Origin of the sequence: Pacificibacter marinus (assembly GCF_900109555.1) — a bacterium.
GTDB lineage: Bacteria > Pseudomonadota > Alphaproteobacteria > Rhodobacterales > Rhodobacteraceae > Celeribacter > Celeribacter marinus_C.
In genome coordinates this window covers 106,793-124,525 of sequence record NZ_FNZV01000001.1, presented here as the reverse complement: position 1 = coordinate 124,525, position 17,733 = coordinate 106,793, and the positions used below count along the sequence as shown (strand labels likewise).

At 51.9% G+C, this 17,733-nt stretch carries 19 protein-coding genes; 12 read left to right on the top strand and 7 right to left on the bottom strand.

The window, feature by feature from the left end; all coding sequences use genetic code 11:
* The first annotated feature begins 25 nt into the window (after positions 1-25).
* From soxX to BM025_RS00535, 9 genes are all read left to right on the top strand, one after another.
* On the top strand, positions 26-499 hold the full coding sequence (gene soxX / locus BM025_RS00575) for a sulfur oxidation c-type cytochrome SoxX (RefSeq protein WP_085847417.1): 474 nt from the start codon (positions 26-28) through the stop codon (positions 497-499).
* Between the two features lie 39 nt (positions 500-538).
* Positions 539-955 (top strand): thiosulfate oxidation carrier protein SoxY, encoded by a 417-nt coding sequence (soxY, locus tag BM025_RS00570; protein ID WP_085847418.1) that lies wholly within the window; start codon positions 539-541, stop codon positions 953-955.
* A 30-nt stretch (positions 956-985) separates the two neighbouring features.
* Positions 986-1,315: a thiosulfate oxidation carrier complex protein SoxZ gene (gene soxZ, locus BM025_RS00565; protein ID WP_085847419.1), complete on the top strand. Its 330-nt coding sequence runs from the start codon at positions 986-988 to the stop codon at positions 1,313-1,315.
* Positions 1,316-1,344: 29 nt separating this feature from the next.
* The gene (gene soxA / locus BM025_RS00560; protein ID WP_085847420.1) at positions 1,345-2,205 is read left to right on the top strand and encodes a sulfur oxidation c-type cytochrome SoxA; all 861 of its coding nucleotides are present in this window, start codon (positions 1,345-1,347) and stop codon (positions 2,203-2,205) included.
* 141 nt (positions 2,206-2,346) lie between these two features.
* Entirely contained in the window at positions 2,347-4,044 is a 1,698-nt protein-coding gene (gene soxB / locus BM025_RS00555) for a thiosulfohydrolase SoxB (RefSeq protein WP_085847421.1), read from the top strand.
* A gap of 93 nt (positions 4,045-4,137) precedes the next feature.
* Complete coding sequence (gene soxC, locus BM025_RS00550) at positions 4,138-5,433, top strand: sulfite dehydrogenase (RefSeq protein ID WP_085847422.1); 1,296 nt, start codon at positions 4,138-4,140, stop codon at positions 5,431-5,433.
* Entirely contained in the window at positions 5,417-6,487 is a 1,071-nt protein-coding gene (locus BM025_RS00545; protein ID WP_085847423.1) for a c-type cytochrome, read from the top strand. The genes soxC and BM025_RS00545 overlap by 17 nt, the downstream gene beginning before the upstream one ends.
* A 93-nt stretch (positions 6,488-6,580) precedes the next feature.
* Complete coding sequence (locus BM025_RS00540) at positions 6,581-7,015, top strand: DUF302 domain-containing protein (protein WP_085847424.1); 435 nt, start codon at positions 6,581-6,583, stop codon at positions 7,013-7,015.
* Positions 7,016-7,065: 50 nt separating this feature from the next.
* Positions 7,066-7,722: a Crp/Fnr family transcriptional regulator gene (locus BM025_RS00535; RefSeq protein ID WP_085847425.1), complete on the top strand. Its 657-nt coding sequence runs from the start codon at positions 7,066-7,068 to the stop codon at positions 7,720-7,722.
* A gap of 6 nt (positions 7,723-7,728) precedes the next feature.
* Here the strand turns inward: BM025_RS00535 and BM025_RS00530 are convergent, their stop codons facing one another.
* Both BM025_RS00530 and BM025_RS00525 read right to left on the bottom strand, forming a co-directional pair.
* Entirely contained in the window at positions 7,729-7,932 is a 204-nt protein-coding gene (locus tag BM025_RS00530) for a YgaP family membrane protein (RefSeq protein ID WP_085847426.1), read from the bottom strand.
* 172 nt (positions 7,933-8,104) lie between these two features.
* On the bottom strand, positions 8,105-9,604 hold the full coding sequence (locus tag BM025_RS00525) for a CoA-acylating methylmalonate-semialdehyde dehydrogenase (RefSeq protein WP_085847427.1): 1,500 nt from the start codon (positions 9,602-9,604) through the stop codon (positions 8,105-8,107).
* A gap of 136 nt (positions 9,605-9,740) precedes the next feature.
* Here BM025_RS00525 and BM025_RS00520 point away from each other — a divergent pair, with 136 nt between their 5' ends.
* From BM025_RS00520 to coaD, 3 genes are all read left to right on the top strand, one after another.
* Complete coding sequence (locus BM025_RS00520) at positions 9,741-10,631, top strand: LysR family transcriptional regulator (RefSeq protein WP_085847575.1); 891 nt, start codon at positions 9,741-9,743, stop codon at positions 10,629-10,631.
* Between the two features lie 57 nt (positions 10,632-10,688).
* Positions 10,689-11,123 (top strand): CBS domain-containing protein, encoded by a 435-nt coding sequence (locus tag BM025_RS00515; RefSeq protein ID WP_085847428.1) that lies wholly within the window; start codon positions 10,689-10,691, stop codon positions 11,121-11,123.
* 172 nt (positions 11,124-11,295) lie between these two features.
* Positions 11,296-11,793, top strand: a complete 498-nt coding sequence (coaD, locus tag BM025_RS00510) for a pantetheine-phosphate adenylyltransferase (protein ID WP_085847429.1) — start codon at positions 11,296-11,298, stop codon at positions 11,791-11,793.
* Positions 11,794-11,817: 24 nt separating this feature from the next.
* Here the strand turns inward: coaD and BM025_RS00505 are convergent, their stop codons facing one another.
* The 5 genes from BM025_RS00505 to tkt all read right to left on the bottom strand — a co-directional run bounded on the left by BM025_RS00505 (position 11,818) and on the right by tkt (position 17,370).
* Positions 11,818-12,468, bottom strand: coding sequence for a MarC family protein (locus tag BM025_RS00505; protein WP_085847430.1), 651 nt, complete (start codon positions 12,466-12,468; stop codon positions 11,818-11,820).
* 147 nt (positions 12,469-12,615) lie between these two features.
* Positions 12,616-13,617 (bottom strand): type I glyceraldehyde-3-phosphate dehydrogenase, encoded by a 1,002-nt coding sequence (gene gap, locus BM025_RS00500; RefSeq protein ID WP_085847431.1) that lies wholly within the window; start codon positions 13,615-13,617, stop codon positions 12,616-12,618.
* A gap of 134 nt (positions 13,618-13,751) precedes the next feature.
* Positions 13,752-13,892 carry a hypothetical protein gene (locus tag BM025_RS19055; protein ID WP_170842076.1) on the bottom strand — a complete coding sequence of 47 codons (141 nt, stop codon included), beginning with the start codon at positions 13,890-13,892 and terminating at the stop codon, positions 13,752-13,754.
* A gap of 135 nt (positions 13,893-14,027) precedes the next feature.
* Positions 14,028-15,029 (bottom strand): type I glyceraldehyde-3-phosphate dehydrogenase, encoded by a 1,002-nt coding sequence (gene gap / locus BM025_RS00495; RefSeq protein WP_085847432.1) that lies wholly within the window; start codon positions 15,027-15,029, stop codon positions 14,028-14,030.
* Between the two features lie 319 nt (positions 15,030-15,348).
* Positions 15,349-17,370, bottom strand: coding sequence for a transketolase (tkt, locus tag BM025_RS00490; protein WP_085847433.1), 2,022 nt, complete (start codon positions 17,368-17,370; stop codon positions 15,349-15,351).
* Between the last annotated feature and the right edge of the window lie 363 nt (positions 17,371-17,733).

The window sequence follows — 17,733 nt, the reverse complement described above, 5'->3', positions numbered from 1 at the left end:
AAACAAGTCTTTCTTGGGAGGAGACATGAAACGCATCGCAACGACACTCGTCGTACTTGGCCTAACCGCCGGTGCTGCACTCGCAGAGGTGGCGCCAAATGACGTCGCTTTTGAAGATGGCGCAATCGAACAATCTTTGTCTGGCACAGCTGGCAATGCTGAAAACGGTCGCAAAATCGCAACCACTAAAAGTCTCGGAAACTGCGTTTCTTGTCACGCCGCCGAAGCTTATGCGGATGTTCCGTTCCACGGCGAAATCGGCCCTATGCTAGATGGTGCAGGTTCTCGCTGGGAAGAGGCGCAATTGCGCGGCATCGTGGCTAACGCCAAGATGATCTTCGAGGGCACAATGATGCCCGCTTTTTACAAAACCAACGGCTACATCCGTCCGGGCAATGCCTACACTGGCAAAGCTGCCGAGGGTGATTTGCCCCCTCTTTTGTCTGCGCAGCAGGTCGAAGATGTGGTGGCCTACTTGATGACACTGAAAGACGAGTGATCGTTTTGTCAGTCCAAGAGAATTTTTGAGGAGAACACTATGAATCTCACACGACGTGACGCTTTGGCGCTCGGACTTGGTGCAACTGCTGCATCTTTGCTGCCGCTGCGCGCTGTGGCTGCTGCCGATGATGCGATTGCTGTCTTCACTGGCGGTGCTAAAGTTGGCACAGGCGGGATCACTTTGACGGCGCCTGAAATTGCTGAAAATGGTAACACTGTACCTGTTGCTGTCGATGCCCCCGGTGCGACATCTATTATGGTTCTTGCGACGGGCAATCCAACGCCTGGCGTGGCGACCTTTAACTTTGGTCCGTTGGCAGGGTCGCAATCTGCGTCCACACGGATGCGGTTGGCTGGCACGCAAGACGTGGTTGCGATTGCGAAACTTGCAGATGGGTCGTTCGTGAAAGCGTCGAGCCTTGTGAAAGTGACCATCGGCGGCTGCGGCGGCTAATTCAACCGACTAATTTAGGAGACCATATCAATGGCATCAGGTGTAAAACCCCGCGTGAAAGTCCCCAAGTCGGCAGCAGCTGGCGGGACAATCACCATCAAAACACTCATCTCTCACAAGATGGAATCCGGTCAACGCAAAGACAGTGACGGCAACGTCATTCCGCGTTCGATCATCAATCGCTTTACCTGCGACTTTAACGGCCAGTCCGTCATCGATATTAAAATGGAAGCGGCGATTTCGACCAATCCATATTTTGAATTCGACGCGATGGTTCCCGAAGCAGGCGAATTTAAATTCACTTGGTATGATGATGACGGCGATATTTACGAAGAAACAAAAGACATCGCAGTCGCATAAATCACCAAGTGCTTAGGGAGGAAACACGCATGAAAACGAAAATGCATCGCACAGTGCTCGGCGCGGCGGCTCTTTCGGCTTTTGCATTTGCAGCACCTGTGCTTGCCGATGAAGACGCAGAACTGATCGTCAACGGCGATCTGAGTATCGTGACGAAAACTGCCGCTCCGGCGCATTTGTCGGACAGTCTTGATGAGATTTTATCTGGTTGGCGCTTTCGCAACGATGACACGCAGGTCATGCAAATGGATGACTTTGACAACCCAGGGATGCTTGGCGCAGATGTCGGTCTCGACCAGTTCGCAGCTGTGATGGGCTCTGAGGGTAAATCCTGTGCGGACTGTCATGATGGGCCTGAAAGCCTGTCCACCGTGCGTGCCACATATCCAAAATGGAATGAGGCCGCTGGCGAAGTGCGCACCATGCAGATGCAAATCAACGATTGTCTGACCAATCAGATGGGCGCTGAAGCTGAGAAATACGACAGCGCTAAGATGTTGAATTTCGAAGCTATGTTGGCTGTCGCTGCACGTGGGACACCTGTGAACGTTGCTATCGACGGCCCTGCGCAATCTGTGTGGGAAACGGGCAAAGAGCTATACTACACGCGCTTTGGCCAGCTTGAATTGTCTTGTGCCAATTGCCACGAAGACAACTATGGCAACATGATCCGCGCGGACCATTTGTCCCAAGGTCAGGTCAACGGTTTCCCAACGTACCGTTTGAAAAATGCCAAACTCAATGGCATCCAGTCACGGTTTAAAGGCTGTGTGCGCGATACGCGTGCGGAAACCTTTAACCCGGGATCGCCCGAGTTTATCGCGCTTGAACTTTATGTTGCATCACGCGGCAATGGTTTGTCGGTCGAAGGACCGTCAGTGCGCAACTAAATCTGTAAGGCCCCGCTGGATTTGTCCGAGCGGGGTTTTATTTTCTTTGACATATTCAAGTTTACGCATGAAACTGTGAGACATAAGGCTTAGGCCTGTGAATTTTAGCTCAGAGTTATGCAAAATACGGAGCAGCCCAGCATGATCAATCGTCGTGATTTTCTTCAAGTGTCCATGGCCACCTCAGCGCTTGTCGGCGCGTCTGGTTTTGGCAATTGGTCGCGTCTTGCGGCGCAGCAGCTTTTGACCCAAGACCAATTGCTTGATTTTGACACCTTTGGGAATGTGTCGTTGATTCATGTCACCGATATCCATGGGCAACTCAAGCCGATCCATTTCCGCGAACCCGAAATCAACATCGGCGTTGGTGGCAACAAAGGCCAAGTGCCGCATGTCACGGGCGCTGATTTTCGTAAATTGTATGGCATTGAAGATGGCTCCCCATCACATTACGCGCTGACCTATGATGATTTTGCCGCCTTGGGGCAGGCTTACGGTAAAGTTGGCGGGTTGGACCGAGTGTCTACGGTGATCAATTCCATCCGTGCTGCGCGCCCCGACGCTTTGTTGCTGGACGGCGGTGATACGTGGCACGGGTCTTACACCTGCCACCACACCCAAGGCCAAGACATGGTCAACGTGATGAATGCGTTGAAACCTGATGCAATGACGTTCCACTGGGAATTCACGCTTGGCTCTGATCGTGTGCGTGAAATTGTGCAAGACCTGCCTTTTGCTGCGCTTGGGGCGAATATTTTTGACGCGGAATGGGATGAGCCCGCCGAAGATTTCGCCCCCTATAAATTCTTTGAGCGCGGTGGCGTGAAAATTGCCGTCATCGGCCAAGCCTTTCCGTATATGCCCATTGCCAATCCGGGGTGGATGTTCCCCGAATATTCATTCGGCATTCGCACCGAGCGGATGCAAGAGGTTGTGGATGAAGTGCGCGGGCAGGGGGCTGAACTTGTGGTGCTCTTGTCGCACAATGGTTTTGATGTGGACAAAAAGATGGCCAGCTTGGTCACTGGCATTGATGTGATCTTGTCGGGTCACACTCATGATGCGCTGCCCGAACCTGTGCTTGTGGGCGAGACGATTATCGTTGCCTCTGGGTCCAACGGCAAATTCGTGTCCCGCGTCGATTTGGATGTGCGTGACGGGCGGATGATGGGCTTTCGTCACAAATTGATACCGATTTTCGCCGATGTGATCGAGCCAGACAAAGCGGTCACTGCGGTGATTGATGCAGAGCGCGCGCCTTACGAGACTGAGATGTCCGAAGTGATCGGCGAAACAGATGGCGTGCTGTATCGGCGTGGTAATTTCAACGGCACTTGGGATGATCTGATCTGTGATGCGCTGTTGTCTGAACGCGAAGCAGACATTGCCATGAGCCCCGGTGTGCGTTGGGGACCGTCTTTGATGCCCGGAGATCAAATCACCCGTGAAGATATTTTTAACGCGACATCAATGAGTTACCCAAATGCTTACCGCACGGAAATGACGGGGGAGTATATCAAAACCATCATGGAAGACGTGGCGGATAACATCTTTAACCCCGATCCCTATTATCAACAGGGCGGCGATATGGTGCGCCTTGGTGGGCTTGGGTATCGGATCGATGTGACCAAACCCCAAGGGTCGCGAATTTCAGAAATCACTATGCTGAAAACGGGCGAAGCGCTTGATCCCGCGAAATCCTATGTGGTTGCGGGCTGGGCGTCGGTCAATGAAGGCACTGAGGGCCCCGAAATTTGGAACGTGGTGGAAGATCACATTCGTAAAATTGGTACAGTGCGCCCCACTGAAAATACGTCGGTCAAAGTGGCCGGCGCCTAAGAGCTTGCTGCTTGTCTGGTCTGGGCAAGCGGCGTTTTAATTCCAATTTCATTCACATAATTGAATGAAAGAATACCTAAGGGAGACATCCCCATGAGTGACACATCACACGATCCAAAACAGGGGCCAGTGCCATCACGACGCGCATTTTTACGCGGTGCTGCGGCCACAGGCGCAGGGCTTGCGGCGGGCGGCGCGGCTGCGCAAAATGCTCCTGATCCCTTGATCACCCAAGTGCAAGATTGGGCCTCGGGCACGGGGGATGGCGTTGATGCAACGCCTTACGGGATGCCGATTGAGTTTGAATCTGATGTCATCCGCCGCAATGTGGAATGGCTGACAGCTGATACGATTTCTTCGATCAACTTTACGCCAATTCATGCGCTTGATGGCACTATCACCCCCCAAGGGTGCGCGTTTGAGCGACACCACTCAGGGGCGATTGAACTGCGTAAAGAAGACTACCGTTTGATGATTCACGGCTTGGTCGATACGCCTTTGGTGTTTACTTATGCTGATCTGGAACGCTTCCCTCGTGTCAACAAAACGTTCTTTTTGGAATGTGCTGCCAACACGGGCATGGAATGGGCCGGCGCGCAGTTGAATGGCGCGCAGTTCACCCATGGGATGATCCATAATATGGAATACTCCGGCGTGTCCTTGCGCACGCTTTTGGATGAAGCGGGCTTGACCTCTGCTGGCGATTTCAAAGACAAATGGATTTATGTCGAGGGCGCGGATGCCTCGTCAAACGGGCGTTCAATTCCGCTGGAAAAGGCGCTGGACGATGTGATGATCGCGTTCAAAGCCAACGGTGAAGCGCTGCGCAAAGAACACGGATACCCTGTGCGTTTGGTCGTGCCCGGCTGGGAAGGCAATCTATGGGTCAAATGGCTGCGTCGTATCGAAGTCACCGCGCAAGCTATTGAATCCCGTGAAGAAACATCAAAATACACCGATACATTGGAAGACGGCACAGCGCGTAAATGGACGTGGGTGATGGATGCAAAATCTGTTGTGACCTCGCCAAGCCCACAAGCGCCGATCACGCACGGCAAAGGGCCTTTGGTCGTTACCGGACTGGCGTGGTCTGGGCGTGGAGCGATCACTGGCGTTGATGTGACAATTGATGGTGGCAAGACGTGGCAAAAGGCGCGTTTGGCCGCCGCTGGCCAGCCTATGGCGTTGACAAGGTTCTATTTGGATATCGATTGGGATGGGTCTGAGATGTTCGTGCAAAGTCGTTGTCATGATGACACCGGCTATGTGCAACCGACCAAAAATCAACTGCGCGATGTGCGTGGGCTCAACTCTGTTTACCATAACAACTGCATTCAAACGTGGTGGGTGAAAGAAACTGGGGAGGCAGAAAATGTCGAAGTATCTTAAAGTAGCCTTGATCTCTGCTGCCTGTGTCACAGGTGGCGCGGCCCCAAGTTTTGCTGCCGATCTGGGCCTTGGCCGCGCAGCGTTGCCTGCAGAAATTGCAGCGTGGGACAAAGACGTGTCACCTGATGGCACGGGACTGCCCGTTGGGTCTGGATCTGTCGAAGATGGTGAAATGATTTTCTCAGAAACTTGTGCTAGCTGCCATGGTGAATTTGCCGAAGGTGTTGACAACTGGCCCAAACTGGCTGGCGGCATGGACACACTTGATCATGAGGACCCGACGAAAACGGTTGGATCGTATTGGCCCTATCTGTCGACCACCTTTGACTATGTGCGCCGTTCTATGCCCTTTGGCGCGGCGCAAACCATATCGGATGATGATGTCTATGCCATGGTGGCGTATATTTTGTATTCCAACGATTTGGTTGAAGAAGATTTCGTACTGTCCCAAGATAATTTTCTTGAGGTCGAGATGCCAAACGCCGACGGGTTTATCATCGATGATCGGCCGCAGACCGAGTATTCACAGTTCACCTCGGACACTGCCTGTTACGACAATTGCAAAGACAGTGTTGAAATTACAATGCGGGCTGCGGTGTTGGATGTGACACCCGAAGAAACGTCTTCACCGGCACCCGCACTGGCACCAGCTGCAGTCGTTGAGACAGCGCCTCAAGAGCCCGCCGTTGAAGTCGCGCCACTTGAACCAGTGGATATTGTGGCCTCATTTGACGCCGATTTGGCAGCCAAAGGCGAAAAGGTTTTTAAGAAATGTAAAGCCTGCCATCAAGTGGGCGAGGATGCCAAAAACAAAACGGGACCCATTTTGAATGGTGTCATCGGTGCGCCGATCGCCCATGTTGATGGCTTTAAATACTCCAAAGATTTTCTGGCAGCCAAAGAACAAGGTCGCATGTGGGATGAGGCTCTGCTGGCTGAGTTTTTGGCCAAACCCAAAGCCGTTTTCAAAAGAACCAAGATGTCATTCGCTGGTTTGAAAAAAGACAGCGAGATTGCCTCTGTGATTGAATATCTTAAATCTGTGTCACAGTAAGAAGTCTTGAAATTACGAAAAGGCGGCATCATGCCGTCTTTTTTCGTCTTTGGGGTTGGTCTATGCTATGATGATTAAAAAGGGAGTCTTGCCATGAAATACACTCTGTTTGCCTTGGGGTTGGTGCTTGGTCTATCCGCACCTGCCATCGCGCAAGAAGCGATTTTGTACGACTATGACGGCACATTCGAGGATGCTACTTTTGCTGTCGAAGATGCGATTGTGTCTAAAGGTCTGGTGATCGACTACCGCTCGTACACGGGCGATATGTTGGAACGTACCCGCAAAGATGTGGGGTCTGATGTGGTGCTGTTCGATCATGCTGATGTGTTTTTGTTCTGCTCTGCGGTTGTCTCGCGTCAGGTGATGGAAGCCGATCCGATGAACATCGTGCATTGCCCATATTCGATTTTCGTGGCCGACCAAAATGGCAAAGTGACCATCGGCCACCGTGATTATCCCGAGGGACCGATGCAGTTGGTCGAAGACCTGCTGGGCGAGATCGCATCTGAAGCTATTTCATTTTAAAAACAAATAGATGCACCGCAAAAATGCGGCACAAGACATCAGGGATAACAATGGACTGGATTGATCGGTTTGCGGGGCTGTCCCAACTTGATGACAGCTTGCGAAAGACTTTGGTGTCGAAATCTAACATCGTGACGTTGCCCAAAAACACTGTTTTGTTTGGTCCAGGCAAGTCGCCTGACAACTTGCTTTTGCTGCTTGAAGGCGTTGTTCGGGTGCAGCAGGTCACCGAAGGCGGGCGTGAAATTGTGCTGTACCGCGTTCATGCGGGCGAAAGCTGTGTTTTGACCACGGCGTGTTTGCTGGCCTATGAAGATTACTCTGCAGAGGGCATCGCCGAGACCGAGGTGCAGGCTGTGGCGATCCCGCGCCTTGTGTTCGATGATCTTGTTGCTGGATCAAAATCGTTTCGCAACTTTGTGTTTGCTGCATATTCGCGCCGCATAACTGATCTGTTTCATGTGATCGAAGAGGTCGCTTTTCAAAAGGTCGATATTCGATTGGCGCATAAGTTGGTTGAACTGGCGGGGGCAGATCAAAAATTGACCGCAACACACGCCCAATTGGCCGCAGAGTTGGGCACTGCACGTGAAGTGATTTCACGTCAGTTGCAAGAATTTCAACGCCGCGGATGGGTTGCAACGGCCCGCGGCGCAGTGACTTTGTTGGACAGATCAGCTTTGATTGCTTTGTCCGAAGCTGCGTAATATTGGCTACTTTTTGGCTGAACAGGTGTTGAGGCCAAAGAGCGAATACAATGCGCAACTGCTCATCAGGCCAGTTGCCAAAGGCACGATGCCGATCAGGTAGAGCCAGCGGTAGCTTGCATCGGGGCTGACCACAAATCCTGCGAGCAGTGCAAGACCAACAATGATGCGGATTAGACGATCCGTTTTGCCGACATTCTTAGAAAACATGGTTCTCTCCTTTTGTGTTCACCTTAGTATAGCACACATGGGCGCGGGCTTCTGTGACTAGATCACAAAGGCAGATAAGTTACGTCAAGATCACGAAATGTTTGATATGATATAAAAAGGGCGGTCTTTCATTTGAAAGACCGCCCAAAATGTTCGATTTGTGATAGTGATCTTAGTCGAGTTCTTTGAATGCCATAGCTGCGCCGTCTTTGATGCCAGAGAACCAGCGGGCTGTGACTGTTTTTGTTTTGGTGTAGAATTTGAACGCATCTGGACCATATTGGTTCAAATCGCCGAAGGAAGATTTCTTCCAGCCACCAAAGCTAAAGTAAGACAAGGGCACAGGCACAGGGAAGTTGATGCCGACCATGCCAACATTGACGCGGGATGCGAAATCGCGGGCCGTGTCGCCATCCGCCGTGTAGATCGCAGTGCCGTTGCCGTAATCGTTGTCCATGACCAATTTGAGCGCTTCTTCATAGGTTTCTGCACGCACGTTGCACAGCACAGGGCCAAAGATTTCTTCTTTATAGATGTCCATGTCTGGCGTTACATCATCAAACAATGATGGGCCGATGAAGTAGCCATTTTCATAACCTTGCAACTTCAAATCACGGCCATCTGTGACCAAGGTTGCGCCTTGGTCTACGCCAGAAGCGATCAGACCTGTGATGCGTTCCAAAGACGCTGGAGTGATTACGGGGCCGTAGTCAACGTCGTCGCCTGAAGTGTATGGACCGACTTTTAATGCTTCGATACGGGGCAGCAATTTTGCCACCAGTTTGTCAGCCGTGTCTTTGCCCACAGGCACAGCCACCGAGATCGCCATGCAGCGTTCGCCAGCCGCGCCAAAACCAGCACCGATCAAAGCGTCAGCCGCTTTATCAAGGTCTGCATCGGGCATGATGACCATGTGGTTTTTCGCACCGCCGAAACACTGCGCACGTTTGCCGTTGTTGGCCGCACGCCCGTAGATGTACTGCGCGATTGGGGTCGAGCCAACAAAACCAACAGCTTGGACCGTGTCATTGTCAAGCAGCGCGTCAACGGCTTCTTTGTCGCCATTCACAACTTGTAAAACCCCATCTGGCAGGCCCGCTTCGGTGAACAGTTCTGCCAAACGCAACGCGGTTGAGGGCACGCGCTCGGATGGTTTTAAGATCATCGCATTGCCACACGCAATTGCAGGGGCCATTTTCCACAATGGGATCATCGCTGGAAAGTTAAATGGTGTAATACCTGTGACAACACCCAAAGCTTGGCGCATAGACATCAAATCGATGCCTGGGCCGGCGCTGTCCATGAATTCGCCTTTGAGCATCGCAGGCGCGCCCATGCACACTTCGACCACTTCAAGACCACGTTGCACGTCGCCGCGCGCGTCAGGCAATGTTTTGCCGTGCTCACGAGAGACAAGTTCTGCCAGCTCGTCCATATGTTCGTTGATCAAAGCACCGAATTTCATCATCACGCGGGCGCGACGTTGTGGGTTTACTTTGGCCCATGCGATTTGCGCTTCTGCTGCTTTGCTAACAGCGTCATCGACTTCTTGCGGGGTGGCAAGAGGCAGGCGGCCTAGAACTTCGCCAGTGGCAGGGTTGTAGACGTTGGAAAAGCGGCCTGATGTACCCGCGACGTGTTTGCCGTTGATGTAGTGAGTGAACTCTTGCATGGGTGGCTCCTTTTGAATTTACCCCAAGATAGTCTTGCAAAAATGTTGTGAAAATAGTCTATTTTTAAAAATAGAAATGCAAAAATGCAAAGCTATCGGTGATCTGCGCTTTGCCAATACACCACAGGACAACAGCATGAATTGGGATGACATTCGCGTATTTTTGGCAGTTGCGCGTACGGAAAGCCTGTCAGGCGCAGGGCGCGGATTGAAAATGGATCCCGCGACGGTGGGGCGGCGCGTGGCGCGATTGGAACAAGGATTGGGGGTGACGCTGTTTGCGAAATCCCCGCAAGGCTATGATCTGACCCGTGATGGCACACGGCTTTTGGTCCATGCCGAGGATGCGGAAAACGCTGTCACATTGGGTGCGGCTGATTTGGAAGGCGGCGGTGAAACCCTGAGCGGCGTGATCCGTTTGGGCGCGCCAGATGGTTGTGCGAATTTTGTTTTGCCCAAGGTGCTGGCACGTATCGCCGCATCACATCCCAATCTTGATGTGCAAGTTGTTGCCTTGCCACGTGTGATCAATCTGTCCAAACGCGAGGCCGATTTAGTGATTTCTGTCAGCGCGCCACAAGCAGGTCGATTGTTGGTGCAAAAAATCACCGATTATCATCTCTCGCTTGCTGCCATGACAGAGTATCTGCAAACGGTTTCGCCGATCTCAACTCTTGCTGATGTGAAACATCATAAGATTGTCGGCTATGTCCCTGATCTGATTTTTGATAAAGAACTTGACTACTTAGATGATATTGGCTGTGAGCATGTCCACTTTTCATCCAACACTGTGTCTGTGCAGTTGAATATGATCCGCGCGGGTCTTGGGATTGGTGTGGTGCATGATTTTTGCTTGCCCTATGTGGCGCAGATGCAGCGCATATTGCCCGCTGATTTCCGCCTTAAACGCTCGTTTTATTTGATCAGACATGCGGATGATCGAAAGGTCGAAAGACTGACCCGTTTCGCCGATATTCTGGTGGCTGAGATGAAAGCTGTTGTCGATGATCTGGAACGAGACGCTTGACAGACTGCTGTGTCTGACGGACGCTTGAAGATGGGAGCAGGAGAATTAGGAGAATTTATGCTAGTTGGTCAGATTCTAAAGCAAAAAGACATTTCGACTATCGTTACAATCAGACCAGACATGACGATTGCGGCTGCGGCTGAGCTTTTGTCGTCTAAAAAGATTGGTGCGATTATCGTGCAATCCACCCCTGATACTTACGACGGAATTTTATCTGAACGCGACGTGGTGCGTGAACTTGGCAAAGAGGGCGCAAGTGTTTTAACGCGCACCGTGGACGAGCTTATGACGCGCAAACTGCAAGTGTGTGTGCCTGATGACACGGCTTTGGCTGTTTTGGAACGCATGAGCGCAGGCCGCTTTCGGCACATGCCTGTCATCGATGGGGATAAACTTGTTGGTCTTGTGTCCATCGGCGATGTGGTTTCGGCGCGTTTGGCCGAGCTTGCGATGGAAAATTCCGCCCTTGAAGGGATGATTATGGGGCACTGAGCCCTGATATCGGGACTGTGTTGATCATGCGATAAGGGGCGCATGACACCGCCATGCTTGGCGTTTTGGTGTGCCCCTGCGACACTTGGATTTCGATGTGCTTTCCTGTCGACTTGTGCTTGCAATTACAGGCGCAATATTGTTGCGTCCTTTTCAAGTAAAGGAGACTGCTATGCGCATTGGTTTATACCCCGGAACGTTCGATCCGGTCACTCACGGCCACCTTGATATCATTCGCCGTTGTTGTGCTTTGGTGGATCGGCTTGTCATTGGCGTGGCGATCAATCGCGACAAAGGCCCGTTGTTTTCGTTAGAAGAACGTGTGGCAATGCTTGAACCGATTTGTGCTGAGATCGCCCGCGAGACGGGATGTGAAATTGTCGTGCATCCGTTCGAAAACTTGTTGATCCAATGTGCTGCTGATGTTGGCGCATCGATTATTGTGCGTGGCTTGCGTGCTGTTGCCGATTTTGAATATGAATATCAAATGGTTGGAATGAACCGCGCGCTTGATGATAGCATCGAGACCGTGTTTTTGATGGCCGAAGCGCGCCATCAAGCGATCGCTTCCAAACTGGTCAAAGAGATTGCGCGCCTTGGCGGGGATGTGTCTAAATTTGTGACAGAAGATGTCGAGACACAGTTGCTGCGTAAATTGAAAAGTTCATGAACCGTGGCCGTTTAAGAGGCGCGTTTAAAACGGCGGTATAACGCCGATTTCGACAAACCCTTGCAAAACTGTGTCTACGGCCACAGCCGCTAAAACCATCCCCATCACGCGGCTGACAATGGCCGCACCGGTGTCGCGCAAGACTTTCAAAATTGGCCCTGCTGCCAACAAAATACCAAGCGTGATCAGCAAAACAACGGTCATGGTTGCTGCTGTCATGGCCTGATGCGCAATGGAAAACCGATCATTGTCGGTCAGCATCACCACGGCCAACATTGCGCCCGGCGAGGCGATAGAGGGCATCGCCAGTGGAAAAACCGCCACGCGCCGCGCAAGCACTGCAGGGGTGAAAGCCTTTGATGTGACGAGGTTTTCTTCTTGTGCGGGTTTGCCGTCCCCAAAAATCATGGTCATTGCGAACAAGAAAAGCACTAGTCCGCCAGCGATTTGGAATGAGGGTAGCCCAAGCCCAAGCGCATCCAGCACGATCTGTCCAAACATGATGAACACCAGCAAAATGATAAACGCTACAAGCGTGGACCGAATGGCGACTGATTTTGACAGCCGAGGGCTAAGCGATGCAGTGACGCCAATGAAAACGGGCAATGTGCCAATGGGATCTATGACAACCCACAGGGTGATAAATTCGCTGAGAATTGTCTGAAAATTGAGCATAAATCAGGGCACATCATAATTAAGAGTTTGGGGTAAGGGCAGGAGTGGCGATTGATATATATGTACTTTTTTGGCCTTATCAATAAAAAACACCGCAGCGAGGGCTGCGGTGTTGAATGTTTTTCAGAATGTTGACGTCGCAGTTGTTTACAGGAATTTACCCATAGCAACGGCTGTGTCGGACATACGGTTTGAGAAGCCCCATTCGTTATCGTACCACGTTAAAATCCGTACCATTGTGCCTTCCATGACCTTGGTTTGGTCTGTGTGGAAGATAGATGAATGTGGATCGTGGTTGAAGTCAGAGGACACGAGCTGTGCGTCGGTAAAGCCAAGCACGCCTTTGAGTGGGCCGTTTGCCGCATCGCGGATCAATTGGTTTACTTCTTCCACAGTGGTCTCACGTGCCGCTTCGAATGTCAGATCGACAACAGAAACGTTTGGTGTTGGAACGCGAATGGAAACACCGTCCAATTTGCCGTTGAGTTCTGGCAAAACCAGACCAACAGCTTTGGCAGCACCCGTAGATGTTGGGATCATGGACAAAGCTGCCGCACGTGCGCGGTAGAGGTCTTTGTGCATGGTATCAAGCGTTGGCTGATCGCCTGTGTACGAGTGGATCGTGGTCATAAAGCCTTTGACGATACCGATGTTGTCGTTGAGCACTTTGGCCACAGGCGACAGACAGTTGGTTGTACAAGACGCGTTTGACACGATGATGTCGTCCGCAGTCAATGTGTCGTGGTTCACACCAAACACGATGGTTTTGTCAGCGTCTTTGCCCGGTGCAGAAATCAACACGCGGCTGGAGCCGTTGTCGAGGTGTGCTTGGCACGCTTCTTTGGATGTAAAGATGCCCGTACATTCCATCACAACGTCAACATCAGACCAAGGCAGATCGGCAGGGTTGCGCATTGCGGTCACTTTGATCGGACCACGGCCCACATCAATGGTGTCTTCAGTGTGTTTCACTTCGAAAGGGAAGCGGCCATGCACTGAATCATATTGTAGCAGGTGTGCGTTTGTGGCCACTGGACCAAGATCGTTGATTGCGATCACTTCGATGTCTGTACGACCAGATTCGATGATAGCGCGCAACACATTGCGACCGATCCGACCAAATCCGTTGATTGCGACTTTTACCGCCATTTCAGCAACTCCTTGACGCTATAATTCTGAGTGGCCCAGCCACTCGGTGCTGGCGCATAGGTGAAATAACCACCCTGTGCCGTTATCGCTAACATCCGCATTCACGGCAAAAGGTCAACCGTCAATGGATATATTTATCGCCAAAATGCCACGAGTTTGATCAATAACATAAACTTTTGCGTCAAGAAAAGTGACGCTGTTCCGTCATTCAGGGTCATGTCGAGGATCACAGCAAGCACGACAAGACACGCAAAGGCAACAGAGAGGCGGTCCATAGCTCGGTTCATTCCATAGTTTTCAAAACAATGGACGATCTGCGTGTCAAAGAAAAGGGGCTCTGTTGAAACAAAACGGCCCAAAGGGCGCTTTGCCCGTTGAGCCGTTGAGTGATTTAATTGTTGTAGCACGGTTTAGTGCATCAAACGCCCCATAGCGCCTGCCACATCGGCCATGCGCGATGAAAAGCCCCATTCGTTGTCGTACCATGCCAAAACTCGCACGGTGCGTCCAACGACCTTGGTTTGGTCCGGTGCAAAGATTGAGCTTTCCGTGGTGTGGTTGAAATCGATCGATACCTTGGCTTCTGCATCATAGCTCATCACCATGCCCATGTAGCCATTGGCCGCTTCGCGCACGATTTCATTGATGTCATCCACAGTCACGTCTTTGCCAGCTTGGAATGTCAAATCGACGGCTGACACATTCGGTGTCGGCACGCGCATGGATGTGCCGTCAAGTTTGCCTGCAAGTTCTGGCAACACCAGACCCAGCGCTTTGGCCGCGCCTGTAGATGTCGGGATCATCGCCATAGCGGCTGCGCGCGCACGGTACAGATCCGTGTGGCGGCGGTCCAACGTGGGCTGATCGCCTGTGTAGGAATGGATCGTGGTCATGATGCCGCTCTCGATACCTACCGCGTCGTTCAACACTTTGGCCAAAGGGGCAAGACAGTTGGTGGTGCATGATCCGTTCGAAATCATCCGTTCATTTGCCAACATATCGCGGTGGTTCACACCGTAGACTACGGTGCGGTCCACGTTTGTCGCAGGGGCAGAAATGAGCACTTTTTTCGCGCCGCGTTCCAAATGAACAGCCGATTTTAAACCATCGTTGAACTTGCCGGTGCATTCCAAAACAACGTCAACACCATCCCAATCCAATTCTTGTGGATCGTAGGTGGACATCACTTTGATCGGGCCGCGACCCAAATCCATCGTGTCGCCGTCAACGCGGATGTTGCCGCCAAAACGACCGTGGACTGAATCGTATTTCAATAGGTGCGCATTTGTTTCAATCGGGCCGGTCGCGTTGATTTTGATAACTTCGACATCATTGCGCGCAGCTTCGGCGATATGTGCCAATGTGCAGCGTCCGATACGGCCAAAACCGTTGATCCCTAGGCGAATGGTCATATGCGTCTCTCCTGGTGCTCTCTACAGCGGGTGTGCCGTCGCTCAGATTTATGCGATCTCATGACGTGCTGCAGGGGGCCGCCCGCGGCGCGTCTTGGGTCGTATAGGGGAGTCGCCAATGTGAAAAAAGACGTTTAGCGCCAACATGTTAGCGTAAACATGAAGGGTTAGCGCAAACAATTTGCTCTATTGGCATATATCCTATGATTATTCGTATTTTTGGTTGATCTCAAAGCTCTTTGGGGGACGCGGTTGCAGTCAAAAGAAAAAGCCCGCGCAGTGCTGCACGGGCTTTTCAATTTGTAAGAGAGGGGCAGGTTTAGCCCAAAAGCGCTTTCACTTGAGCGACAACATTTTCAGCGGTGATGCCGAACTTTTCGTACAGCTCATCGATTGGCGCAGAGGCACCGAAGCGATCCAAGCCAACAAAGGCTTGTTTTTGTTCACGACCACGTTCGCCGAGCAAAAGCTTGTCCCAGCCGCCCGCACGTGCGCCAGCTTCAACACCAACCCGAACTGGGCCAGCAGGCAAAACTTTGCGGCGGTAGGCGAGGTCTTGCTCTGCGAAGAGTTCCATACACGGCATGGACACAACGCGCGTGCCGATGCCAGCCTCTTGCAAGATCTCGCGTGCCGCCATAGCGATCTCAACTTCGGACCCTGTCGCGATCAAAATCGCTTGGCGTTTGCCGTCTGAGTCAGCCAAAACATAGCCACCTTGAGCAACCAAGTTTTTCACTTTGTGCTCTTTGCGCTGCGTTGGCAGACCTTGGCGGGTCAGTGCCAAAACAGTTGGCGTTTTTTGCGATGTCAGCGCGATTTCCCACGCTTCAGCCGTTTCAACCGTATCACAAGGACGGATGGTCAATGTGTTTGGTGTCGCGCGGCAAATCGCGAGATGTTCAACAGGTTGGTGTGTTGGGCCATCTTCGCCAAGACCGATGGAATCGTGTGTCATCACGTAGGTCACGGGGATTTGCATCAAAGCAGACAGGCGCATCGCAGGGCGGGCGTAATCTGTGAAACAAAAGAACGTGCCGCCGTAGGGGCGGATACCGCCGTGCAATGCCATGCCGTTCATCGCAGCCGCCATGCCGTGCTCGCGGATGCCGTAGTAGACGTAACGACCTTTGCGGTTGTTTTCGTCAAACACCCCCATATCGGCGGTCAATGTGTTGTTTGATCCGGTGAGATCCGCAGAGCCGCCAATGGTTTCGGGCAACACAGGGTTGATCACTTCAAGCACCATTTCAGATGACTTGCGTGTGGCAACTTTCGGCGCACTCTCAGAGATTTGCTTTTTCAGCGCGCGAATAACCGCAGAAAGTTTTTTAGGAGCTTCACCCGCAAATGTACGGGCGAATTCTTCTTGGCGGCGATCTGATTGCTCATCAAGGCGCGCTTCCCATGCGGCACGGTCTTCGCGACCACGCGATCCGATGGCTTCCCACTGTGCTTTGATATCGGCAGGGATTTCAAACGGTGCAGCAGTCCAGCCATAGGCTTCTTTTGCTGCTTTCATTTGATCCGCGTCGGTCAAAGCGCCGTGACCTTTTGACGTGTCTTGTTGTGCGTGGCCCAAAGCGATGTGCGTTTTGCACGCAATCATCGAAGGTTTGCCCGCATTTTTTGCAGCCGTAATCGCGGCATCAATTGCCTCTGGATCGTGGCCATCGATTTCTTGCACATGCCAACCCGCGGCTTTGAAGCGCATAGGTTGATCGGTGCGATCAGACAGTTCAACTTTGCCATCAATAGTGATGTTATTGTTGTCCCAGAATACAATGAGCTTGCTCAGCTTTTGGCGGCCAGCCAAAGCAATCGCTTCGTGTGACACACCTTCCATCAAGCAGCCATCGCCAGCGATACAGTATGTGTAGTGGTCTTGCAGCTTTTTGCCGAACCGTGCGCGCAGGGATTCTTCGGCCATGGCAAAGCCCACAGCGTTGGAAATGCCCTGACCCAATGGGCCTGTGGTGGTTTCAACCGCATCCAGCAAGAAATTCTCGGGGTGACCCGCTGTTTTCGCACCCATTTGGCGGAAGTTTTTAATCTCTTCCAAAGGCATTTGTGCGTAGCCTGTGAGGTACAGCAAAGAGTAGACCAACATGGATCCGTGGCCGGCGGACAAAATGAAACGATCGCGATCTTCCCACAGCGGGGCAGAGGCATCAAATTTCAGGTGCTTTTCAAACAAAACAGTTGCAACATCGGCCATGCCCATTGGCATACCTGAGTGACCAGAATTTGCCGCAGCAACGGCATCAAGTGTCAATGTACGGATGGCAGCAGCCCGCATCCAGTGATCAGGGTGCGCTGCGCGCAGTTTTGCGATGTCCACGTGTGGATCTCCTTGCTCTCAAGTGCAGCTGCGACCCCCTGAAGACAGGCATATAGCATCGCAGCCATTCGCGTTTGGTGATAACGATGTTGCGCAGAAGTGCAAGCGAGACAGGGCAAATTGACTGTTTGCATGTGCATTTCGGCAAAGTTCCGTCCAAGCAGTTGGTAAACGGCCCGTCATGCGCTAATCTCTCGAATCGAACGGTCCTTGATATCAAGCGATCTTGTTGTGTCTGTGTGCAAGATGATTTGACGTGTGTTTCAAAATCATCAACCTGATAACTTTGGGTAAACCTTTGTTGAGGTGTCTGGGATACGAAAGACGTTATATCGACTTTGAGATCGAAGTAATAAAGAGTGA